Source organism: Bacillus sp. JNUCC-22 (assembly GCF_018861275.1).
GTDB classification, from domain to species: Bacteria; Bacillota; Bacilli; order Bacillales; family Bacillaceae; genus Bacillus; species Bacillus velezensis.
On sequence record NZ_CP076408.1, the window covers coordinates 37,501 to 50,744 of the forward strand.

Genomic DNA, 13,244 nt, shown 5'->3' on the forward strand with positions numbered 1-13,244 from the left:
AGGTCAACCCTGATGATCTGCAGATGAAGAACAAAGGGTTTATCGCCCGGCTGTTTAAAAGGATGTCCGGTTCTGTACAGGAAGTGCTTTCGAAATATCAAAAGACAAGTGTGCAGATTGACCGTATCAGCAGAAGGCTGGAACATTCTAAAAATGTGCTGTTGAGTGACAATAAATTGTTAGATCAGCTGTACGCCCAAAATAAACAATACTTTTCTGATTTAACTATGTATATAGCAGCGGGGGAATTAAAAATAGATGAGCTGAAAACAAAGCTGATACCCGAAGCGGCAAGAAAAGCCGAATTACAAGAACACAATCAAATGGCCGCGCAGGAAGTGAATGATCTTCGCCAGTTTGCTGACCGTCTGGATAAGAGGGTGCATGATCTGCTGCTGAGCAGGCAGATTACGCTTCAGAGTGCGCCGCAAATCCGCCTGATTCAAAACACGAATCAGGCACTGGCAGAGAAAATTCAGTCCTCCATTGTTACAGCTATTCCTTTATGGAAGAATCAAGTCGCCATCGCGCTGACGCTTATGAGGCAGCGGAGTGCGGCAGATGTGCAGCAGAAGGCGGCGGATACGACAAATCAATTGCTGCTGAAAAACGCCGAACTTCTGAAAACAAGTACAGTCGAGACCGCCAAAGCCAATGAGCGCGGACTTGTTGAGGCAGAAACCCTCAAAAAAGTGCAGGAAAGCTTAGTCAGCACACTTGAAGAAATCATGTCTATTCAAGAAGAAGGCAGGATGAAACGCAGGCGTGCCGAGGAGGAGCTTGTTATCATGGAAGGCGATTTAAAAAAGAAGCTGCTTGATATGAGGTCCGGCCGGGATAACGGCTAGATGGCAAAAGTCTTAGCTTTAAGTTGGCTCGCAGTCACGATATAATAAGAAAGACAGGCAAAGGATTTGTTTAAAAATGGACACACCTTTATATACAGCGCTGATGAAGCATGCGCACCGAAATACGTATTCTTTTCATGTTCCGGGACATCACAATGGAGATGTCTTTTTTGATGAAGCCAAATCTGTATATCAATCTCTTTTATCTATTGATATGACTGAGATCACGGGTCTTGATGACTTGCATCACCCGACGGGGGTCATTAAGGAAGCGCAGGAATTGGTGAGCAGATTTTACGGCTCTCAGGAAAGTTTCTTTCTCGTCAATGGAACGACCGCCGGCAATCTGGCGATGATTTTAGCTGTTTGTGAACCGGGTGAACCGATTCTGATCCAGCGTAATTGTCACAAGTCTGTTTTTCATGCGGCGGCATTGGCCGGAGCCAAGCCGGTTTATTTGGCACCGGAAATCGATGAAAACATGCATGTACCGGCACATGTATCCCTTTCAGTCATCGAAAAAGCGCTGGCGTCATATCCGAACGCGAAAGGACTTGTTCTGACCAATCCGACTTACTACGGACACGCCGCCGATTTGACTGCGGCAGTTAACAAAGCCCATTCATACGGCGTTCCTGTACTGGTGGATGAGGCTCATGGGGCTCACTTTGTGTTAGGCCAGCCTTTCCCGCCTTCATCATTGGCTATGGGGGCGGACGCCGTTGTTCAATCGGCTCATAAAACGCTTCCGGCTATGACAATGGGGTCTTACTTTCATTTGAACAGCACCAGAATTGACAGAGATCGATTAACTTATTATATAAGCAGTTTGCAAAGCAGCAGCCCGTCATACCCGATTATGGCATCTTTAGATACGGCGCGCGCTTATGTGCAGGATATTGCTGAAAAAGGGACACTTCCCGTTCATATGGAGCACATTGAGAAAATCAAACGAAGATTCGCATCAATTTCTTCTATTGAAATAATCGAGCCTTCCGGATATGGACTGCGGGCGGACCCGTTAAAATTAATTCTTCGGTCAAAGCTCGGACATTCCGGCTATTCATTACAACGCATTTTGGAGAGTGAAGGCATTGTTGCCGAGCTGGCTGACGAGTACCAAGTATTGCTCGTGCTGCCGATAGGCGGCCGGCGGATGATAGAACAGGCAGCCGTAAGAAACATACAGCAGAAACTGGAGAATACACCGCCCGATAAATTGCCGGATGCCGTGAGATGGACATTTCCGTCCATATCGACACTTGAATACCCGCAAAATGAGATGCGGAAGTTTAAAAAAGAGCTTACAGATATAAATAAGGCGGCCGGGCGCTTGCATGCGGGCAACATTATTCCTTATCCGCCGGGAATTCCGCTGATCATGGACGGAGAACGGATAACAGAAGAGATCGTACAAAAGCTTTCCCGTTTAATCGGCATGGACGCGCATATTCAAGGCTTGTTAAACGGGGAACAATTACTTGTCTATATAGAAGAGGAGAAATCATGAGCGGTTTATTTATAACATTTGAAGGTCCTGAAGGTGCAGGGAAAACGACTGTGCTTCAGGAAATGAAAGAGATTCTGTCGGCAGAGGGGCTCCCGGTGACAGCGACAAGAGAACCGGGCGGCATCGACATTGCGGAACAGATCAGAGAAGTGATCTTAAATAAAAACAATACACTGATGGATGCAAAAACGGAGGCGCTGCTTTACGCCGCGGCGAGAAGACAGCATTTAGCCGAAAAGGTGCAGCCTGCATTGAAAGAAGGCCGCATTGTGCTGTGCGATCGTTTCATCGACAGTTCGCTGGCTTATCAAGGCTATGCGAGAGGGCTCGGCATTGATGAAGTCCTTTCTATCAACCAGTTTGCAATCGGCGATACGATGCCTGATGTCACCATCTATTTTTCTATTGAGCCGGAAGAAGGGTTGAAACGGATTACGTCGAATGATTCAAGAGAGAAGAATCGTCTCGATCTTGAGGCCCTGCACTTTCACACAAAAGTACGGGAAGGATACCAAAAGGTCATGCAGCGTTTTCCGGAAAGATTTCATACAATCGACGCTTCGAAAAAGAAGGAACTCGTCATTCAGGACGCACTTCAAGTGATAAATGAAGCATTGAAAAAAATTCAGTTGTGACCTGTTTCTCATAAGTTGCTATAATGAATGTAACGACAATGTTCTTTCCAACCTAAAGGGGGCCTAGAGAATGAAACTAATAGTGGCAGTGGTGCAGGATCAGGACAGCAACAGGCTTTTGAAAGTATTAACCGACCACAACTTCCGGGTGACGAAGCTTGCGACAACAGGCGGATTCCTTAAATCAGGCAATACGACGTTTATGATCGGGGTGGAAGATATCCGTGTCGATAAGGCGCTCAGCCTTATTAAAGAGAATGGCTGTAAACGTGATCAGATGATTGCCCCGGTATCCCCGATGGGCGGGAATGCGGATTCCTACGTTCCATATCCCGTCGAAGTGGAAGTCGGCGGAGCGACGGTCTTTGTTCTCCCGGTCGATGAATTTCATCAATTTTAAGGATTTGACGACGTGAAAATAAATTCTGACTTACGTACATTTATTGAGAAAAAGCAGCAGCCTGCTTATAAAGCGGCAGAGCTTTCCGGAACGTTTAAAAGTTCAATGGACAGCCAAAGCAGCAAGCTGAAATTTGATCAGCTGAGCAGGTTCTTAACGGATATAGAAACGTTCGGGAAAAGGCTGACGAAGTCGAGAAACTTCAAAGACTTAGCGAAATTCAAAGGATTGGTAAAACGTTTTGTAAAAGAGGCCGTAGACAGCGGATTATCGCATGAGACGGAGAAAAGCTTTGACCTGTACGGCAGCAGCCGGACTCTGGGGCTTGTGAAAGAAATAGATGAAAAACTGCTTCAGCTGACGGAAGAAATGTTAGATCAGGAAAAACCGGCAATTGATTTGCTGGATCGAATCGGAGAAATAAAAGGTTTATTGATTAACCTTTACACATAGAGAGTGATACAATGGCAATATCATGGAAGGAAATGACCGGGCAGCAGCCCAGAGTGATGCGGCTTTTGCATAACAGCATTGAAAAGAAAAGGCTTTCTCACGCATATCTGTTTGAAGGCAAAAAAGGAACGGGCAAATTGGATGCCGCACTGCTTCTCGCAAAAAGCTTTTTTTGCCTTGAAGACGGGACTGAGCCTTGCGGGGAGTGCCGGAACTGTAAGCGTATTGAATCCGGAAACCATCCCGACCTCCATGTGGTTCAGCCCGACGGATTATCCATTAAAAAGGCTCAGATCCAATCGCTTCAGGAAGAGTTTTCTAAAACAGGACTGGAATCGCATAAAAAGCTGTACATTATATCCCATGCGGATCAAATGACGACAAATGCAGCAAACAGTCTGCTGAAATTTTTAGAGGAGCCGAGTCAAGACACCATCGCAATTCTTATTACTGAGCAGCTCCACCGAATACTGGATACCATCGTTTCGAGATGTCAGGTTCTCCCGTTCCAGCCGCTTCAACCGAAAGCCATAGAAGAAAGACTGATTGAACAGGAAGTGAGCCCTCACATGGCCCGGCTCTTAGCAAATATGACAAATAATATTGCGGAAGCAGTCGAATTAAGTCGAAATGATGAGTTTGCAGAGTCCAGAGCGAAAGTGATAAAATTGTATGAAGTCTTACATCAGCGGAAAGGACATGCCTTTTTCTTCATTCAGGATCAGTGGGTGCCCTTTTTCAAAGAAAAAACCCATCAAGAAATGGGTCTTGATATGCTCTTATTGATATACCGTGATGTATTATCCATCCAAATTGGAAATGAAGATAAACTGATTTATCAAGACTTATTCCAATCAATAAAACAGCATGCGCTGCAATTTACACAACAAAGCGTTACGAACCAAATTCTCGCTGTTTTAGAAGCAAAAAAACGGCTTCATTCCAATGTGAATGTGCAGGGATTAATGGAGCACTTGGTGTTAACGTTGCAGGAGGGATAAGCTTGTACAACGTAATAGGCGTCCGCTTTAAAAAAGCGGGGAAAATTTATTATTTTGATCCGAACGGATTTGATATAGAACAAGACAGCTGCGTCATTGTTGAAACCGTAAGAGGTGTCGAATACGGGCAGGTTGTCATCGCAAATAAACAAGTGGACGAGCATGATGTTGTGCTTCCGCTTCGAAAGGTCATACGCGTTGCTGATGAACGCGATCTTCTCATTGTAGAAGAAAACAAACAAGAGGCCCTGTCCGCTTTTGAAGTCTGTCAGAAAAAAGTGGCTGACCACGGCTTAGATATGAAGCTGGTTGATGTTGAGTTTACATTTGACCGCAATAAAGTCATTTTTTACTTTACAGCAGACGGACGGGTTGATTTCAGGGAATTGGTCAAAGACTTGGCTTCTATCTTTAAAACGAGAATCGAATTGCGCCAAATCGGGGTGAGGGACGAGGCGAAAATGCTCGGCGGTATCGGACCATGCGGGAGAATGCTTTGCTGCTCCACGTTCCTCGGTGATTTTGAACCGGTGTCCATCAAAATGGCGAAGGATCAAAATTTATCGTTGAACCCAACGAAGATTTCCGGTCTGTGCGGCCGTTTGATGTGCTGTTTGAAGTACGAAAATGATGAGTATGAGACGGCAAAAGAACAGCTGCCGGATTTAGGCGAAATGATTACGACGGCAAACGGCCCCGCAAAGGTTGTCGGTCTTAATATTCTGGAACGGGTGCTTCAGGTGGAACTGAAGAATCGTGAAAAAGTGATAGAATATACTTGGGAAGAGCTCTTGGAAGAGGGCGTCGTATCCGCACAAACCACAGATTAACGAGGTGTGGAACCTTGGATAAAAAAGAGTTATTTGATACTGTCATAAACCTGGAGGAACAAATCGGTTCGCTGTACCGTCAGCTGGGTGACTTAAAGCAGCATATCGGCGAAATGATTGAAGAGAATCACCATCTTCAGCTTGAAAATAAGCATTTGCGTAAGCGGCTTGATGATACGACAGAGCAAATTGAGAAATTCAAAGCCGATCAGAAAGAAACAAAAACACAGAAGGCAGAGCAGAGTGATATAGGAGAAGGGTACGACAATCTGGCCCGGCTGTATCAAGAAGGCTTTCATATTTGCAACGTCCATTATGGGAGCGTCCGCAAGGGAGATTGCCTTTTTTGTCTGTCCTTCTTAAATAAAAAATAAGGAAAAGGCTTCCGCTGATGTCGGAAGCCTTTTTCAAAGAGTGCCGAAAGGAATAAGATTATGGTTTCATTACGTGATGATGAAAGATTGGATTACTTATTAGCAGAGGATATGAAAATAGTACAGAGTCCGACGGTTTTCGCTTTTTCATTAGATGCCGTGCTGCTGTCTAAGTTTGCATACGTTCCGATTCAAAAGGGGAACATCGTTGATTTATGCACGGGGAACGGCATTGTGCCGCTTTTGCTCAGCACAAGGTCAAAAGCTGATATCACCGGGGTTGAAATTCAGGAACGCTTGTATGATATGGCGCTCCGAAGCGTGGAATACAACGGGCTGGGCGGTCAGATCAGTCTCATTCATGATGATCTGAAAAATATGCCGGAAAGACTCGGACATAATAAATATGATATTGTCACCTGCAATCCGCCTTATTTTAAAACACCGAAAGAGGCGGAGCAGAACCTGAACGAGCATCTCAGAATCGCAAGGCACGAAATTCTTTGCACGCTTGAAGATGTGATTTCCGTCAGCAGCAAACTGCTGAAGCAAGGCGGAAAAGCGGCTCTCGTTCATCGGCCGGGGAGGCTTTTGGAAATCTTTGAATTAATGAAAGCGTACCGAATAGAACCGAAACGGGTTCAGTTTATTTATCCGAAACAAGGTAAAGAAGCGAATACCATTTTGGTTGAAGGAATTAAAGGCGGCCGCCCTGATCTCAAAATTCTTCCCCCGCTGTTCGTATACAATGAACAAAATGAATATACGAAAGAGATCCGCACGATTTTATATGGAGACAAATAGTCATTTCTTTTATGTGCTGCTGTGCAATGACAACAGTCTGTATGCCGGTTATACAAATGATCTGCAAAAACGGCTGAAAACTCACAATGAGGGAAAGGGCGCGAAGTACACAAGGGCGCGTAGGCCGGTTTCGTTATGCCATGCGGAATCATTTGAAACAAAACGGGAAGCGATGCAGGCGGAATACCGTTTTAAGCAGCTGACCCGAAAGAAAAAAGAGCAATATATAGAAGAAAAACGACGCAGCAAGGAGGCTGTATATGTTAAGACGCCAGATGAGTTTTAACGGAAAATCTGAAATGGGAACTCTGTACCTTGTTCCTACACCGATCGGCAATTTGGAGGACATGACCTTTCGTGCAGTAGAGACGCTGAAATCGGCCGATGTCATAGCTGCCGAAGATACGAGACAGACGAAAAAGCTGTGCCATGTTTATGACATAGAAACATCTCTCATCAGCTATCATGAACATAATAAAGAAAGCAGCGGCCATAAAATCATTGAATGGCTGAAAAGCGGAAAGAATGTGGCATTGGTCAGTGATGCCGGCATGCCGACAATTTCCGACCCGGGGGCTGAGATTGTGAGAGATTTCACCCAAATCGGCGGATATGTCGTTCCGCTCCCGGGTGCTAATGCGGCATTAACCGCGCTGACCGCATCAGGCATCACCCCGCAGCCGTTTTTCTTCTACGGATTTTTAAACAGACAGAAAAAAGAAAAGAAGAAAGAACTCGAAATCCTGAAAAAACGGCAGGAAACGATGATATTTTACGAAGCGCCGCACAGATTAAAAGAAACATTAATAGCAATGCATGACGTTTTGGGTAATCGAACCATCGCCGTCACGAGAGAATTAACGAAAAAGTACGAGGAATTCATCAGAGGAACCATCGCCGAGGTGATGGAATGGGCAAATGAAGATCAAATCCGCGGTGAGTTCTGTCTCGTTGTCGAAGGAAATCAAACCGCTGAACCAGATGAAGAGGAAAAGCCTTGGTGGACGGAGCTTTCTGAGAAAGAGCATGTGGAGCATTACATAAACGAAGGAGCATCTTCCAAACAGGCCATAAAACAAACAGCGGTAGATCGGGGCGTTCCGAAACGCGAGATTTATGACGCTTATCACATTCAATCATAAAAAAAACCGTTCTTGTATCGTAACAAGAACGGTTTTTGTATGAAATAGCTTATTTTTGGTTTTGAAGCTGGTTTTGAATTTCAGAGATGATTTGCTCAGCGCCTTCTTTGCTGAGTACCAATTTGCCGCCGGCAAGTTTAAGGTTATCATCAGAAACTTCACCAGTTACTTGGCAAGTCATGTTTGGTTTATATTTTTTAAGGATGATTTTTTCATCATCAACATAAATTTCAAGAGCGTCTTTTTCTGCGATGCCCAGTGTACGGCGAAGTTCGATAGGGATAACGACGCGTCCAAGTTCATCAACTTTACGTACGATACCAGTAGATTTCATTAACAGTCTCCTCCCGAGAGATAATTATTTTGTAGTTTATATTTTTCTTCGTCATTATTCGACAAAATTCCTTACATTCCTAGCATAACAAGGTTTCCAATAATCGTCAATCTTTTTGTTTACTATTGATTGTAAGAATTAGTTCTTATAGTAAGTAAAGCCTTGGAAATCCTGAAATAACAGGCTTTTTGACTGCTTTTTCGAACCTATTATCCTACTGAAAATCCTTTTAAATCAAGACTTTCGAACCAAGAAGTTTTATATTAGTAGATTATATACGACAAATTTCGACATGTTAAGACTTTTTTTAATTTCAATAAAAATTTTTAATTTTATTTACTCTTTTACGCGCAGTACGTATATATCCTTGATCTTAAAGGCTAAGATGGTATCATAGATAGAGGACAAATATCAATATTGTATATCAAATAAAACCGCTCTCGTCCTTTGGGCGTGAGCTTTTCGACATTCTGAATGGGAGGTTGCAACATGCCGCAAGACAATAATACTTTTTATATTACAACCCCGATATATTATCCGAGCGGAAAATTACATATCGGCCATGCTTATACTACCGTGGCCGGCGATGCGATGGCGCGTTACAAAAGATTAAAAGGATTTGACGTACGCTACTTAACCGGAACGGATGAGCACGGACAGAAAATCCAGCAGAAAGCGGAGGAAGAGAATATCACGCCTCAAGCTTATGTGGATCGTGCAGTTGCTGAAATCCAAAAACTATGGAAGCAGCTCGACATTTCTCACGATGATTTCATCCGGACGACGGAAAGCCGGCACAAAGAAATTATCGAGAAAGTGTTTCAAAAACTTCTTGATAATGGTGACATTTACCTGGATGAGTATGAGGGCTGGTACAGCATACCTGATGAAACATTCTATACGGAAACACAGCTGGTGGATGTAGAAAGAAATGAGAAGGGTGAGGTTGTCGGCGGAAAAAGCCCGGACAGCGGCCATCCGGTCGAATTAATCAAAGAGGAGTCATACTTCTTCCGCATGAGCAAATACGCAGACCGCCTGCTGAAGTTTTATGAGGAAAATCCTTCTTTCATCCAGCCTGAATCACGCAAAAATGAAATGATTAACAACTTCATTAAACCGGGGCTTGAAGACTTGGCCGTTTCCAGAACGACGTTCGACTGGGGCGTAAAAGTGCCGGGAAATCCGAAGCATGTCGTGTATGTATGGATTGACGCACTGTTCAACTATATTACAGCGCTCGGTTACGATACGGAAAATGATGAGCTTTACAAAAAGTACTGGCCGGCTGACGTCCACCTTGTCGGTAAAGAAATTGTCCGTTTTCATACCATTTACTGGCCGATTATGCTGATGGCGCTTGATCTCCCGCTGCCTAAGCAAGTATTCGCGCATGGCTGGTTATTGATGAAAGACGGAAAAATGTCGAAATCAAAAGGAAATGTCGTTGATCCGGTAACGTTAATTGAACGCTACGGCTTGGATGAGCTTCGCTATTACCTGCTTCGCGAAGTACCGTTCGGTTCAGACGGTGTCTTTACGCCGGAAGGTTTCGTAGAACGGATTAATTATGACTTGGCGAACGACTTAGGAAACCTTCTGAATCGTACAGTCGCGATGATCCAAAAATATTTTGACGGTGAGATTGGTTCATATGAAGGAAATGTGACCGATTTTGATTCAGAGCTTTCTTCTGTAGCCGGTGAAACGGTTAAAGCTTATGAAAAGGCAATGGAAAACATGGAGTTTTCAGTCGCTTTATCAACGCTATGGCAATTAATCAGCCGTACGAACAAATATATTGATGAAACTGCTCCGTGGGTGCTTGCTAAAGACCAGGAAAAAGAAAAAGAATTATGTTCCGTCATGTATCATTTAGCTGAATCTTTACGTATCTCAGCCGTATTGCTCCAGCCTTTCTTGACACAAACGCCTGAAAAAATGTTTGCCCAGCTCGGAGTTGAGGATCAGTCTCTTAAAGCATGGGACAGCATTCAGACATTCGGCCAATTGAAGAACGCGAAAGTGAAAAAAGGGGAACCGCTTTTCCCTCGTCTTGAAGCTGAAGAAGAAGTAGCTTACATCAAGCAAAAAATGCAAGGAACTGCTCCTGCTAAAGAAGAAAAGGCGCAAGAGCCGCAAGAAGCAGAACGTCTTCCTGAAATTACGTTTGATCAATTTATGGATACAGAACTTCGCGTCGCAGAAGTCTTGTCCGCAGAGCCGGTGAAAAAAGCAGATCGGCTGCTGAAATTGCAAATTGATCTGGGCTTTGAACAGCGCCAAGTTGTATCAGGTATCGCGAAGCATTACACACCGGATCAGCTTGTGGGAATGAAGATCATTTGTGTAACGAATCTAAAACCGGTAAAACTGAGAGGCGAGCTTTCTCAAGGAATGATACTGGCGGGAGAATCAGACGGCGTTCTCAAAGTTGTAGCTGTCGACCAGTCATTACCGAAAGGCACTCGAATTAAATAAATAGATGCAAAAGGTGTTTCACGTGTAACATTCCGTCGAACACCTTTTGTTTTTCAACAAGAAAGGAGTTTTTATGATGCTTTTTGATACACATGCGCACTTAAATGCCGAGCAATTTGACACAGACTTAGAGGAAGTCATTGCGCGTGCAAAGGCTGAAAAAGTTGAACGGATCGTCGTTGTCGGATTCGACAAACCCACTATCACGCGTGCGATGGAGCTGATTGAGGAATATGACTTTATATACGCTGCGATCGGCTGGCATCCGGTAGACGCAATTGACATGACAGAGGAAGATTTATCATGGATTAAGGAACTGTCCTCTCACGAAAAAGTTGTGGCAATCGGAGAGATGGGCCTTGATTACCACTGGGATAAATCACCAAAAGACATTCAGAAAGAAGTATTCCGGAAACAAATCGCTCTCGCCAAAGAAGTGAACCTTCCAATTATCATTCATAATCGTGATGCAACGGAAGATGTTGTCACGATTTTGAAAGAAGAGGGGGCGGAAGAAGTCGGCGGTATTATGCACTGCTTTACAGGGAGCGCGGAGGTTGCGCGGCAGTGTATCGATATGAATTTTTATATTTCATTCGGCGGACCGGTTACCTTCAAAAATGCGAAGAAACCAAAAGAAGTAGCAAAGGAAATTCCGAATGACCGTTTGCTGATTGAAACGGACTGTCCTTTCCTGACACCGCATCCTTTCCGCGGTAAACGAAATGAGCCAAGCTACGTAAAATATGTTGCTGAACAGCTCGCTGAATTAAAAGGGCTGACATATGAAGAAATTGCCTCAATTACAACCGAAAACGCAAAAAGACTTTTCCGCATGAACTGACAGAATGCGCTGTCGTAACGTGTAAAGGCTTGTCCGATTCAGTGGATATGTAAAACGGTTCTACAAGCTTCCTTCTCCTCATAAGATAGGTTGTCGATATGTCTCTCTTCCTTTTTTTGCTTTGTTTTTGCATAATGAGGGATACGCTGAAGGTTTTTCATCTTCGAGATGGGAGGGTTGACAGCATTTTAGATACTCTATATAATCTCTCCGAGGAGAAGGAGGCGTTTTTCATCACACAAAAAATGAAAAAACTGTTTTCCGTAAAGCTTGGTAAAAGCAAGGTTATTCTTATTGCAGCTATTATTCTGCTGGGCGGAACCGGGACTGCATACGGGGCACATGAGCTCTCAAAACAATCAGTTTCTGTTTCTATCAACGGCAAGAAAAAGCAAATACGCACTCATGCAAAAACGGTTGGGGAACTTCTGGAAGATTTACATATAGAGACGAGAAATGAAGACCGGATTACCCCGTCTAAGCAGACAGCATTGGCAGACAACATGAATGTCGTGTATGAAGCTGCAAAGCAGATCCGTGTGACAAGAGGCGGAGAAGAAAAGACTTTATGGTCAACGGCAAAAACAGTCGGCGCATTTCTGAACGAACAGCATACACCTGTGAATCAGCACGATAAAATAGATCCAGCAGCAGATACGAAAGTGACAAACGGCATGAAAGTCACGGTCGACCCGGCTTTTCAGGTCACTGTAAATGATGCGGGAAAGAAAAAGAAAATATGGACGACTTCGACTACGGTCGCTGACTTTTTAACGCAGCATAAGATGGACATGAAAGACGAAGATAAAGTAAAACCGGCATTACACGAAAAGCTCACAAAAAATCAGGCCGGCATACAAATCACTCGTATCGAAAAAGTCACCGATGTAGTTGAGGAAAAAATAGCGTATCAAGTGAAAGAAAAAGAAGATGCGTCTCTCGACAGCGGGAAAGAAAAGATCGTTCAAAAAGGAAAAGAAGGCAAACTTAAAAAGCATTTTCATGTTGTCAAAGAAAATGGAAAAGAAGTTTCAAGAAAGCTTGTTAAAGAAGAAACATCTGAAAAAAGCAAAGATCAAATCATTGCGGTCGGCACAAAGCGGCACAGTCCCAAGATTGAGCAGCTCAGTGCACCTGTGAAGGCATCTTCTGGCGAAACCGGATCTTCCGGTAAAGTGATTACCGTGTCTTCCACGGCTTATACCGCAAGCTGCAGCGGCTGTTCCGGCCATACGGCTACAGGCGTTAACCTGACAAGCAATCCGAATGCTAAAGTCATTGCGGTAGACCCAAGCGTCATTCCGCTCGGCACAAGAGTCCACGTAGACGGATACGGGGATGCCGTGGCCGCTGATACAGGCTCAGCCATTAAAGGAAGACGGATTGATGTCTTTTTCCCTGAAAAATCTTCGGCTTACCGCTGGGGAAAGAAACAGGTCAAAATAAAAATCTTAAATTAATTCCGATTCACTCAGAGGGTTTTGCGCCCTCTGTTTTTTTCGTTATAATAGGTAAAGTGTATTTTCAGTATATTAGACGTGACATGTAAGCAAAGGTTTCGTTTTGGATATAAAAAGTTTTTTTGGAG

General features: G+C 44.0%; 15 protein-coding genes (1 of these 15 running past the window's edge). 14 read left to right on the top strand and 1 reads right to left on the bottom strand.

All coding sequences use genetic code 11. The annotated features are described in order from the left end of the window. The 11 genes from JNUCC22_RS00195 to rsmI all read left to right on the top strand — a co-directional run. Positions 1-848, top strand: partial view of a toxic anion resistance protein gene (locus JNUCC22_RS00195; RefSeq protein WP_007615151.1) — the 3' portion only. Its footprint begins 271 nt before the window's first position; 848 of the gene's 1,119 nt are visible here — the last part of the coding sequence; the start codon falls outside the window, past its left edge; its stop codon occupies positions 846-848. Between the two features lie 76 nt (positions 849-924). Continuing rightward, positions 925-2,358, top strand: coding sequence for an aminotransferase class I/II-fold pyridoxal phosphate-dependent enzyme (locus JNUCC22_RS00200; RefSeq protein WP_108654938.1), 1,434 nt, complete (start codon positions 925-927; stop codon positions 2,356-2,358). Continuing rightward, on the top strand, positions 2,355-2,993 hold the full coding sequence (gene tmk / locus JNUCC22_RS00205; protein ID WP_007615155.1) for a dTMP kinase: 639 nt from the start codon (positions 2,355-2,357) through the stop codon (positions 2,991-2,993). Before JNUCC22_RS00200 ends, tmk begins: the two co-directional genes overlap by 4 nt. Before the next feature lie 70 nt (positions 2,994-3,063). Then, complete coding sequence (gene darA / locus JNUCC22_RS00210; protein ID WP_004264734.1) at positions 3,064-3,393, top strand: cyclic di-AMP receptor DarA; 330 nt, start codon at positions 3,064-3,066, stop codon at positions 3,391-3,393. A 12-nt stretch (positions 3,394-3,405) separates the two neighbouring features. Next, positions 3,406-3,846: a YaaR family protein gene (locus JNUCC22_RS00215; RefSeq protein WP_004264730.1), complete on the top strand. Its 441-nt coding sequence runs from the start codon at positions 3,406-3,408 to the stop codon at positions 3,844-3,846. Between the two features lie 11 nt (positions 3,847-3,857). Beyond that, positions 3,858-4,847: a DNA polymerase III subunit delta' gene (holB, locus tag JNUCC22_RS00220; protein ID WP_007409919.1), complete on the top strand. Its 990-nt coding sequence runs from the start codon at positions 3,858-3,860 to the stop codon at positions 4,845-4,847. 2 nt (positions 4,848-4,849) lie between these two features. Continuing rightward, complete coding sequence (gene ricT / locus JNUCC22_RS00225) at positions 4,850-5,677, top strand: competence/sporulation regulator complex protein RicT (RefSeq protein WP_004264723.1); 828 nt, start codon at positions 4,850-4,852, stop codon at positions 5,675-5,677. A gap of 14 nt (positions 5,678-5,691) precedes the next feature. Then, positions 5,692-6,051 (top strand): replication initiation-control protein YabA, encoded by a 360-nt coding sequence (yabA, locus tag JNUCC22_RS00230; RefSeq protein ID WP_004264720.1) that lies wholly within the window; start codon positions 5,692-5,694, stop codon positions 6,049-6,051. Positions 6,052-6,111: 60 nt separating this feature from the next. Beyond that, on the top strand, positions 6,112-6,855 hold the full coding sequence (locus JNUCC22_RS00235) for a tRNA1(Val) (adenine(37)-N6)-methyltransferase (protein WP_007409920.1): 744 nt from the start codon (positions 6,112-6,114) through the stop codon (positions 6,853-6,855). Then, the gene (locus JNUCC22_RS00240) at positions 6,842-7,141 is read left to right on the top strand and encodes a GIY-YIG nuclease family protein (protein ID WP_007409921.1); all 300 of its coding nucleotides are present in this window, start codon (positions 6,842-6,844) and stop codon (positions 7,139-7,141) included. Before JNUCC22_RS00235 ends, JNUCC22_RS00240 begins: the two co-directional genes overlap by 14 nt. Beyond that, positions 7,116-7,997, top strand: a complete 882-nt coding sequence (gene rsmI, locus JNUCC22_RS00245; RefSeq protein WP_020953847.1) for a 16S rRNA (cytidine(1402)-2'-O)-methyltransferase — start codon at positions 7,116-7,118, stop codon at positions 7,995-7,997. Before JNUCC22_RS00240 ends, rsmI begins: the two co-directional genes overlap by 26 nt. A 49-nt stretch (positions 7,998-8,046) precedes the next feature. Here the strand turns inward: rsmI and abrB are convergent, their stop codons facing one another. Next, a complete protein-coding gene (gene abrB / locus JNUCC22_RS00250; RefSeq protein WP_169510469.1) occupies positions 8,047-8,337 on the bottom strand; it encodes a transition state genes transcriptional regulator AbrB in 291 nt (96 codons plus the stop codon). A gap of 483 nt (positions 8,338-8,820) precedes the next feature. On the opposite strand from abrB, the gene metG reads away from it, so the two are divergent. The 3 genes from metG (at position 8,821) to JNUCC22_RS00265 (ending at position 13,116) form a co-directional block, all read left to right on the top strand. Then, positions 8,821-10,812, top strand: a complete 1,992-nt coding sequence (gene metG, locus JNUCC22_RS00255; protein ID WP_216062039.1) for a methionine--tRNA ligase — start codon at positions 8,821-8,823, stop codon at positions 10,810-10,812. Between the two features lie 76 nt (positions 10,813-10,888). Continuing rightward, complete coding sequence (locus JNUCC22_RS00260) at positions 10,889-11,656, top strand: TatD family hydrolase (RefSeq protein WP_042635683.1); 768 nt, start codon at positions 10,889-10,891, stop codon at positions 11,654-11,656. 134 nt (positions 11,657-11,790) lie between these two features. Continuing rightward, positions 11,791-13,116, top strand: a complete 1,326-nt coding sequence (locus JNUCC22_RS00265; RefSeq protein WP_023356663.1) for a resuscitation-promoting factor — start codon at positions 11,791-11,793, stop codon at positions 13,114-13,116. The last annotated feature ends 128 nt before the right edge of the window (positions 13,117-13,244 follow it).

What these genes read in the sequence shown, in the direction of transcription:
- holB (WP_007409919.1), top strand. Translation starts at nt 3,858, where the DNA reads ATGGCAATATCATGGAAGGAAATGACCGGGCAGCAGCCCAGAGTGATG.
- metG (WP_216062039.1), top strand. Translation starts at nt 8,821, where the DNA reads ATGCCGCAAGACAATAATACTTTTTATATTACAACCCCGATATATTAT.
- darA (WP_004264734.1), top strand. Translation starts at nt 3,064, where the DNA reads ATGAAACTAATAGTGGCAGTGGTGCAGGATCAGGACAGCAACAGGCTT.
- JNUCC22_RS00200 (WP_108654938.1), top strand. Translation starts at nt 925, where the DNA reads ATGGACACACCTTTATATACAGCGCTGATGAAGCATGCGCACCGAAAT.
- rsmI (WP_020953847.1), top strand. Translation starts at nt 7,116, where the DNA reads ATGTTAAGACGCCAGATGAGTTTTAACGGAAAATCTGAAATGGGAACT.
- JNUCC22_RS00235 (WP_007409920.1), top strand. Translation starts at nt 6,112, where the DNA reads ATGGTTTCATTACGTGATGATGAAAGATTGGATTACTTATTAGCAGAG.
- JNUCC22_RS00240 (WP_007409921.1), top strand. Translation starts at nt 6,842, where the DNA reads ATGGAGACAAATAGTCATTTCTTTTATGTGCTGCTGTGCAATGACAAC.
- JNUCC22_RS00265 (WP_023356663.1), top strand. Translation starts at nt 11,791, where the DNA reads ATGAGGGATACGCTGAAGGTTTTTCATCTTCGAGATGGGAGGGTTGAC.
- tmk (WP_007615155.1), top strand. Translation starts at nt 2,355, where the DNA reads ATGAGCGGTTTATTTATAACATTTGAAGGTCCTGAAGGTGCAGGGAAA.
- JNUCC22_RS00260 (WP_042635683.1), top strand. Translation starts at nt 10,889, where the DNA reads ATGCTTTTTGATACACATGCGCACTTAAATGCCGAGCAATTTGACACA.